Origin of the sequence: Claveliimonas sp. (genome assembly GCF_037273965.1) — a bacterium.
In the GTDB taxonomy this organism is placed as follows: domain Bacteria; phylum Bacillota; class Clostridia; order Lachnospirales; family Lachnospiraceae; genus Claveliimonas; species Claveliimonas bilis.
This window is the reverse complement of the sequence record NZ_JAYAZJ010000101.1, coordinates 1-9,005: the sequence shown is the minus strand read 5'-3', so window position 1 is coordinate 9,005 and position 9,005 is coordinate 1. Positions and strand designations below refer to the sequence as shown.

At 45.9% G+C, this 9,005-nt stretch carries 7 protein-coding genes, 1 other RNA gene and 1 other annotated feature; all 8 genes read right to left on the bottom strand.

What is annotated here, in order from left to right; translation table 11 throughout:
- A partial coding sequence (locus WJ238_RS09395) for a PEP/pyruvate-binding domain-containing protein (protein ID WP_337606769.1) occupies positions 1–766 on the bottom strand: 766 nt, incomplete at its 3' end.
- Positions 767–880: 114 nt separating this feature from the next.
- A complete protein-coding gene (queA, locus tag WJ238_RS09390; protein ID WP_256193387.1) occupies positions 881–1,906 on the bottom strand; it encodes a tRNA preQ1(34) S-adenosylmethionine ribosyltransferase-isomerase QueA in 1,026 nt (341 codons plus the stop codon).
- Positions 1,907–1,925: 19 nt separating this feature from the next.
- The gene (pheT, locus tag WJ238_RS09385) at positions 1,926–4,346 is read right to left on the bottom strand and encodes a phenylalanine--tRNA ligase subunit beta (RefSeq protein WP_337606767.1); all 2,421 of its coding nucleotides are present in this window, start codon (positions 4,344–4,346) and stop codon (positions 1,926–1,928) included.
- A 115-nt stretch (positions 4,347–4,461) separates the two neighbouring features.
- The gene (pheS, locus tag WJ238_RS09380; protein ID WP_316268336.1) at positions 4,462–5,481 is read right to left on the bottom strand and encodes a phenylalanine--tRNA ligase subunit alpha; all 1,020 of its coding nucleotides are present in this window, start codon (positions 5,479–5,481) and stop codon (positions 4,462–4,464) included.
- Positions 5,482–5,594: 113 nt separating this feature from the next.
- Positions 5,595–5,842, bottom strand: a binding site (T-box leader).
- A gap of 56 nt (positions 5,843–5,898) precedes the next feature.
- A complete protein-coding gene (locus WJ238_RS09375) occupies positions 5,899–6,723 on the bottom strand; it encodes a YihY/virulence factor BrkB family protein (protein ID WP_256193209.1) in 825 nt (274 codons plus the stop codon).
- 58 nt (positions 6,724–6,781) lie between these two features.
- Entirely contained in the window at positions 6,782–8,095 is a 1,314-nt protein-coding gene (locus tag WJ238_RS09370; protein ID WP_337606766.1) for a SpoIID/LytB domain-containing protein, read from the bottom strand.
- 81 nt (positions 8,096–8,176) lie between these two features.
- A non-coding RNA gene (ssrS, locus tag WJ238_RS09365) (6S RNA) lies at positions 8,177–8,359 on the bottom strand.
- Positions 8,360–8,378: 19 nt separating this feature from the next.
- A partial coding sequence (locus WJ238_RS09360; protein WP_337606765.1) for a sensor histidine kinase occupies positions 8,379–9,005 on the bottom strand: 627 nt, incomplete at its 5' end.

Sequence of the window (9,005 nt, the reverse complement as noted above, 5' to 3'; positions counted from 1 at the left end):
CAACACCTGTACCACAGTCATCACCCATGTTACCGAATGCCATCATCTGTACGTTGACAGCTGTTCCCCATGAGTACGGAATGTCGTTGTCACGACGGTATACGTTTGCTCTCGGGTTGTCCCAGGAACGGAACACGGCTTTTACAGCACCCATCAGCTGCTCTTTTGCATCTGCCGGGAAATCTGAACCGATCTTCTCTTTGTACTCAGCTTTGAACTGTCCTGCAAGAGTCTTCAGATCCTCTGCTGTCAGCTCTACGTCCTGAGTTACGCCTTTTTCTTCTTTCATCTTATCGATGAGCTCTTCAAAATATTTCTTTCCAACTTCCATTACGACGTCAGAATACATCTGGATGAATCTTCTGTAGCAGTCCCAAGCCCAGCGTGGATTGCCGGAAGCTTCTGCCAGAGTCTCAACAACTTCCTCATTAAGACCAAGGTTCAGGATTGTATCCATCATACCTGGCATGGAAGCTCTTGCACCGGAACGCACGGAAACGAGAAGCGGATTCTGCTTGTCCCCGAATTTCTTTCCTGTGATCTCTTCCAGTTTAGCCATAGCGTCCATGATCTGTCCCATGATTTCATCATTGATCTTTCTGCCATCTTCATAGTACTGAGTACAAGCCTCTGTCGTAACCGTAAATCCCTGTGGTACCGGCAGTCCAAGGCCTGTCATCTCTGCCAGGTTTGCACCTTTGCCACCCAGAAGGTTTCTCATAGTTGCGTTACCTTCTGTGAACATATAAACCCATTTTGTTGCCATGTTCCAATGACCTCCTAAAAAATTTTTCTTTCTAGTAATTTGCACATAATATTTTAAAGGTTTTGCTATGGTTCGTCAAGCCCTTCACAGCTAAGATTTCAAAGAATATAGGGCCTATTGAATGAACATAGCATCCCCGAAGGAAAAGAATCTGTATTTTTCCTTCACAGCCTCTTCATATGCCGCCAAAATATGTTCCCGCCCGGCTAACGCTGACACCAGCATCAGCAGAGTAGATTCCGGCAGATGGAAATTTGTGATCAGGCAGTCCAGTATTTTAAACCGGTATCCCGGATAGATGAAAATATCCGTCCATCCGCTTCCTGCCTTCACTCTTCCATTTTCATCTGCCGCCGACTCTACTGTTCTGCAGCTTGTCGTTCCCACGCAGATGATCCTTCCTCCCTTTTCTTTTGCCCGGTTGATCTTCGCAGCCTCTTCTTCTTCAATCCGATAAAATTCGGAATGCATGTGATGATCCAGAATATTTTCCGCTTTTACCGGGCGGAAAGTGCCAAGCCCCACATGGAGAGTGACGCTGGCAACATCCACCCCCTTCTCCTTGATCTGTTCCAGAAGTTCGGGGGTGAAATGAAGCCCCGCTGTAGGCGCTGCTGCTGACCCGCTGTTCTTTGCATATACAGTCTGATAGCGGTTTTTATCTTCCAGCTGATGCGTAATATAAGGCGGCAGAGGCATCTGGCCCAGCTGATCCAGAATTTCTTCAAAAATTCCTTCATAACTGAATTTCACCAGACGGTTCCCCTCTTCCACAATATCAATGACTTCCCCTACAAGAAGTCCTTCTCCAAAACTGATCTTAGCTCCCGGCTTTGCCTTTTTCCCAGGCTTCACCAGCGTCTCCCACACCTGATCCGATTTCCGTTTCAGCAGCAGGATCTCTATTTTTGCATCTGTTCCTACCTTGGATCCGATCAGGCGGGCGGGAATGACTTTTGTGTCATTGATCACCAGACAGTCCCCCGGATTCAGATAATCTATAATGTCCCTGAATACATGGTGGGACACTTCCCCCGTCTCCTTGTCAAGGACAAGAAGCCGGGAAGATGACCGGTCCTTTAAGGGATCCTGGGCGATCAGCTCCTGTGGAAGCTCAAAGCTGAAATCCTGTCGTTTCATTTCCATTTTTCTTTCTCCTTTATTTCCGGAGTTCAATGCCCATACCCTCCAGCTCTTTCAGAATATGGCCCATTGCTTTTGTCACATCAGCATCCTCCAGCGTCTTGTCCTTTGCACGGAACACGATAGAATAAGCAATAGACTTATATCCCGCTTTGATCTGTGCTCCCTCATAAAGGTCAAACAGCTTGTAGCTTTCCAGATAGCTTCCGCCTTTTTGTTCGATCACTTCCTCAATCTGTCCTACCATGATCTCTTTTGGGACAACCATGCTGATGTCTCTTGTAACAGCCGGGAATTTTGCAATTCCTTCATATTTCCGGTCAAAGCCTGCACGGGATACGATCTCCGGCATATCAATGACTGCAATGTAGGCTCTCTCTCCGATTCCGTATGTGTCAGCTACATCCGGATGTACCTCGCCGAGATATCCTACGACCACTCCGTCATACACAATATTTGCCTGGCGTCCCGGATGCAGATACGGTTTCCCGGAATCCGGACGATAGATCTCTTTCTTGTGCAGTCCGGCCTTTTCAAAAAATTCTTCCACAACACCTTTCATATGGAAGAAATCGCCTTTTCCATACATTCCAAGTGTAAACTGCATTCTCTCCTCCGGAAGCTCTGTAAGCGGCAGAGTTTTAGGAAGATAAATATTTCCCAGCTCATAGAGACGCACATTTTTATTTCTGCGGTTGTAATTAGTAGCAAGTGAAGTAAGCATTCCATTTAAGGATGTTGTCCGCATAATGCTGTAGTCCTCGCCAAGGGGATTCATGATCTCCACTGCTTTTCTAAGCTCTGAATCCTCCGGAAGCAGCAGCTTGTCAAATACCTTCGGACTTTCAAAGGAATAAGTCATAGCCTGGCTGAAGCCACAGAACTCTGCAATATTGCGGGCTACTTCTTCAATCCGAAGCTTGAAGGACAGTTTTCCTGTTGTAGCCTCTCCTTTTGGAAGTGTAGTCGGGATATTGTCATATCCGTAAAATCTCGCAACTTCTTCCGCAAGATCTGCAAGTCTCAAAAGATCCTGACGGAACGTAGGAGCGATCACTTCGTTTGTATTCTCGTCATACTCCAGATCGATCATCTTGAAATAGGAAAGCATGTCTTCTTTCGGGATATCTGTCCCAAGCAGTTCATTGATAGCGTCGGCATCAAAAGGAACTCTCACCGGCTCTCTCTTCGTTCCATAGACGTCAACCATGCCGCCCACTACTTCTCCGGCCCCCAGTTCTTCCACCAGCTGGCAGGCGCGGTCGATAGCTGCCTGTGCATTATTGGGATCAAGACCCTTTTCAAATTTTCCGGAAGCATCCGTACGAAGCCCTACTTTTTTGCTTGATTTACGGATATTTGTCCCATCGAAACATGCAGCCTCAAAAAGCATGGTCTGCACATTGTCTGTGATCATGGAATTTTCGCCGCCCATGATTCCGGCAATACCGACGGATTTTTCTCCGTCACAGATCATCAAAATGGAATCATCCAGCTGTCTTTCCTGGCCGTCCAGAGTGGTAAATTTCTCTCCGTTTTCTGCTCTTCTGACAATAATCTCATGACCTGCAATGGTGTCCAGATCATAAGCATGCATGGGCTGACCGTATTCCTCCATCACATAGTTTGTGATATCAACTACATTATTGATAGGACGGATTCCTACAGATGCAAGTCTTCTCTGCATCCATTCCGGTGAAGGACCGATCTTGATATTTTTCACCACTCTTGCACAGTATCTCGGGCAGAGTTCTTCATCCTTAACCGTCACTTTAATATAGTCATTCACATCCTCGCTGTTTCCGGTAGGAGTGACAACCGGCGGATGGAACTCTTTGCGGAAGGTAGCTGCCGCTTCCCGGGCAATGCCCACTACGCTGAAGCAGTCTACTCGGTTTGAAGTGATCTCATATTCAAACGCCACATCATCAAGGCCCAGTGCTTTCACTGCATCTGCTCCCACTTCGGCATCTTCCGGCATAATATAAATTCCGCTCTCGGGAGCATTCGGATACATATCCTTACTGGAACCAAGCTCTTCGATGGAGCACATCATTCCATCACTTTCCACTCCGCGGAGCTTTCCTTTCTTGATCTTAATTCCTCCTGCTACGCGGCTGCCCGGTTCATGGCCTCCTGCCACGCATCCGCCGGCCAGTACCACCGGAACCTTATCTCCTTCTTTTACATTCGGCGCACCGGTTACGATCTGGATGGTTTCTGTACCGATATTCACCTGACAGATGATCAGTTTGTCTGCATCCGGATGCTTCTCAATCTTATCGATCTGCCCGATCACAATTTTGTCCAGGTCCGCATCCATGATTTCATATCCTTCTACCTTTGTTCCGGAAAGTGTCATCGCATCTGTGTACTCCTGTGCGGTAACGTCAAGATCCGGAACATACGCTTTTATCCATGATAATGATGTATTCATTGTGTTCTCCTTTTCGTTATTTTTTTGACAGGGGACGTAACAAACTTTAAGTTTACTACGTGTCGAATTAATATATACCCTGTGTAAAATTGATATATACCCTGTGTAAAACCGACTAAAACTGTTTCAAAAACCGGATATCATTCTCATACAGCAGCCTCATATCGTCGATCTCGTACTTCAGAAGCGTGATTCGCTCCAGTCCTACTCCGAATGCAAATCCTGTATACTCTTCCGGATCAATGCCGCACATTTCCAGTACATGAGGATGTACCATACCGCATCCTAAAATCTCGATCCAGCCGGATCCTTTACAGAAACGGCAGCCTTTTCCGCCGCATTTAAAGCAGGTAACGTCTACCTCAGCGCTGGGTTCTGTGAACGGGAAATGATGCGGTCTGAATTTTGTTTTTATCTCAGGTCCGAACAATTCCTTGGCAAACACCTCCAACGTTCCCTTGAGATCAGCAAAAGAAATGTTTTTGTCTACTACGAGACCTTCAATCTGGTGGAAGGACGGAGAATGTGTTGCATCCACCTCATCAGAACGGAATGCTCTTCCGGGAGCGATCATACGGATCGGCAGCTTGCCTTCTTCCATGACGCGCGCCTGAACCGGAGACGTCTGGGTACGAAGGACAATGTCCTTATTTATATAGAATGTATCCTGCTCGTCTTTTGCCGGATGGTCTGCCGGAATGTTCAGTTTCTCGAAATTGTACAGGTCATACTCTACTTCCGGTCCTTCTACAACTTCATATCCCATTCCGATGAAAATACGTTCTACTTCTTCCAGGACCGTTGTATTTGGATGACGGTGTCCCACCATATTTTTCTTAGCCGGAAGTGTGACGTCAATCACCTCCTGGCTCAACTTTTCTTCCCGGATCTTTCTTTCCATTTTCTGCTTGGTTTCTTCCAAGAGTTCTTCAATAGAAGCTCTTGTCTCATTTACAAGCTGTCCTACTTTTGGTCTTTCTTCCGGAGCAACATCCTTCATACTCTTAAGAACTGCCGTCAACTCTCCTTTTTTTCCAAGGAAACGTACACGCACCTCATTGAGCTTTTCCGGCATGTCGGAAGCTTCAATCTGACGAATGGCTTCTTCTTTGATGCTTTGTAATTTCTCTTTCATCCTTCTTCTCCTTTTCATGATAAAAAATAATAAAATATCAGATTTTATATAGAGGGAGTCCTGTTTTTACAGAGGAAATAAAGCTTTCGCACAACAAAAAAACCTCCTCCCTCAAAAGGGACGAGGCTAACCCGCGGTACCACCCTGATTCCTGCACAGCTTTTGCCGGCAGACTCTCATATATGCGTAACGTGCATGAACGGCACATCCTACTTCTTACAGGCCCCAAAAGCCATCCTGTTCAGACATGCAGCTCGCGTGGGAAATTCATTCGCCGTCTGAACCTGAGGAAACTTTCAGCCCTTTGATTTCCTCTCTCTGCCGGAAAACGGGTCACTACTTACACGGTCAAAGCTTTTATAATTTGAATTACTTTATCCATTGTAACACAAGCTTCCCGGATGTCAAGCAAAAAACCTATGCCTTTTGGAAGATTTTATCTCCCAGAAGCTTATTAAATTCTCCTCCCAGTAAAATACTGTACATACAGAAATACAGCCAGAGCATAATAAGGACGATCGTAGTCAGGCTTCCGTACATACTGGAAAATCCCTGAAAAATATCTACATATACCGAGAAAACCCACGAAATCACCATCCATCCGATTGCTGCAAATACAGCGCCCGGAAGCTGCTTTACAAACCGGTCCTTTCTGTTGGGCAGGAATTTATAGATCAGAAGAGAAAATCCCATCAGAACCACCGGGGTGATCAACGCTCTCTTATCAATCATCCAGTCTGCCAGAGGTTCCAAAAATTCCGCATGAGTAGAAATGAAAATATTAAGCGAATTACCGAAAACCGACACAACCAGAAGCAGCAGAATTACGATAATAAAAAGCACTGTATAAATAGTAGAGCGGATTCGGAGGAAAATATAACTTCTTGTCTCCGGACATTCATAGATACAGTTCAGTCCGGAAGTCATTGCCAGAACGCCTTTCCCCGCCGACCACAGAGCCACAATAATAGTCACAGGAATGATACCCATGGACTGATTATAAACCTGATTGACAATAGATATCATCAGCGAATCCACAGAAGAAGGGAACACCTGCATTACCGCCGTCATCACATCCGCTTTTGTCACAGGCGTATACTGCACCAAAGTCAGTAAAAGAAGGATGATCGGGATCATACAGAGCATGAAAAAATATGCTGACTGCGCTGCATATGCGCCGACATGCGCTTTTGTCACATCTTCGGATACTGTTGCTGCTTTCTGGAAAATCTTTTTTAACATCTCTTTCCCCCGCCGTTTTTCTAGTGCAATCATACCATCAGTCCGTACTTTATTCAAGCTATTCTATTTCTACCCCCTGATAGAAAAGCTTTAATATCTCCTGATAATTCTTCCCCTGTTTCGCCATTTCATTCGCTCCATTCTGGCTCATTCCGATTCCATGTCCGAATCCGCCTCCGCGAATAACAAAGACACCGTCCTGTTTTTCAATAGTAAAAAATGCGCTTGGCAATAATGCACTGCCCTCACTCTGTGAACCATCATTCTTCGTAATCTGATATCCGCCTCCGCCAAGGGCACTGCGGATTTTATTTTCCGTCTGAACTGTCACTGTATTTTTGTCACCGACAGCAGTAAGTTCCACTGCTACATCTCCAGCCCCTCTCTTTGTCACTTCCACCTGACTTAAGGTTCCTACATCTGTCCCTGTATTTTGCGAGATCAGCTGTGACAGCGTATCAATGGGAATGACAGCCTCCCACCGATACCAGGGCAGATTTTTCTCATAATCCTGCCCGCTGTCATCGCAGACCGAGACGCTCTGAAGATAACCGTTCCCCTCGCCTGGCGCATTTCCCCAGGCCTCCATGTTTGTCGTTTGCCCGCTGGAGGTAGAATAGTAATATGTAGTAGCAATTGTCCCTTTATATTTTACAACTTCCCCTTCCGTCTCACGCACCGCCTGGGAAGATCTTTCCTGTGGCTGGCTGTTATTATATACCTGAAAATCCGTACTGTCATTTACATGGGCTTCATATTCCGGATAGCCGTAACTTTCCATCTGTCTTCTTGCATAACTTCTTGCACATACCGCCTGCGCTTTCAGTGCTTCCAGTTCATAGGAAGCCGGCATTTCACTTGGAACAACTCCGCACAGATAGGACTCCATGGAAAGTTCATTGATCACTGCGATCCCGCCGGATACCGCCCGAAGTTCCAGTATTCCATCATAGGAGGGCGTACCGTATCCTCTGGATATACTTTCTAAAGTCACTTTTCCCTCCTTGTTCAAAGGTTCAATTCTGATATTTCCCTTCTGAAATCTGGCATCATCCGGCAAAATCTGACAAACTTCCTCTTTGTTCCATTCGATGGATTCTCCGCCGCAGCTGATCCGCAGTCCATATGGAGAAGAAACCCGCACTTCTGAATGGATTTCCGACTGATACCCGTCTGTCATAATAAGGACTCTGATAGTATCGCCCCCTGAAACCGTCTGATTTTTCTCCTCATTTTCCAGAGCAAGTTCACTTTCTGTTTTGCTTCCTCCGGCTCCCCCTTTCTGATCGGAAAGGATTCTTACCATTCCTGTCACTAGCAGTATCCATATAAAAATGGCAATGATATATCTTCCATAAACTTTTCTTTTCAATCTGTTCCCTCTTGTCCGTTTCTTTTCTCTAAATGTATGAAAAAAGGCAGCCGCATATGCGCTGCTGCCCTTTATCTTTTGTACATCCCCAAAATGCCGGTTCCTGTATTTTGACTCCTAGCCGCAGCCAGGTGGGTGTCCGCATCTGCTTTTCTGCCTTCCCCTCCTAAAATGGGGGCATGACATATTACAGAGATAATAAGAGTCCCGTTTAAAGTTTTGTAGGTTCAAAATTACAGGAATTATCGTGCATCCCAGGTTTCCTAAAAGATATTATACTCTATTATTCCCCGGTTTTCAACCCAAATATACGCCACTCCATTTCTATGATAAACCATTCCTTTTCTTTTTTGGCATGAATGGAAATCCCCATACGCTCGCACAATGTTTTTGCAATGGAAAGACCAAGGCCGGTGGATTCCCGGCCGTTTTCCACCGTATAAAACCGCTCAAACAGCTTGCCCGCCTCCACTTCATCAAGCTTCGAAGCATGATTTGCAAATTGCAGGTTCCCGTCCTTGTGCAGGACGATCCGAAGATCTCCGTCGCTGTATTTTACTGCATTATTAATAATATTCCCGAAAACACGAAGAAGGGCATCCCGGTTGGCTATCTTAACGACCGCTTCTTCCGGCATGCTTATGAAAGGTTCTATCTCTTTTTCCTTTAAGACTGCATAAAATCCCGCCAGGCTTTCAGCCAGCACTTCTCCGATGTCTACTTTCTCCCTCTCCTGATATTTTTCAGCAGAAACGATCACCGAGTACTGAAACAGCTCTTCTGTCAGCTTCGTCATTGCCCTGATCCGATTTTTCATAATATCAAGCGCTTCTCTGACTTCCGGCGATACTTCTTCCCGGTCCAGGAACTGCATATATCCGCTCAAAGCTGTCAGGGGTGTGCGAAGATC

Coding starts and splice junctions, on each gene's coding strand:
- queA (WP_256193387.1), bottom strand. CDS start 1,906: ATGAAACGACAGGATTTCAGCTTTGAGCTTCCACAGGAGCTGATCGCC.
- pheS (WP_316268336.1), bottom strand. CDS start 5,481: ATGAAAGAGAAATTACAAAGCATCAAAGAAGAAGCCATTCGTCAGATT.
- WJ238_RS09375 (WP_256193209.1), bottom strand. CDS start 6,723: ATGTTAAAAAAGATTTTCCAGAAAGCAGCAACAGTATCCGAAGATGTG.
- pheT (WP_337606767.1), bottom strand. CDS start 4,346: ATGAATACATCATTATCATGGATAAAAGCGTATGTTCCGGATCTTGAC.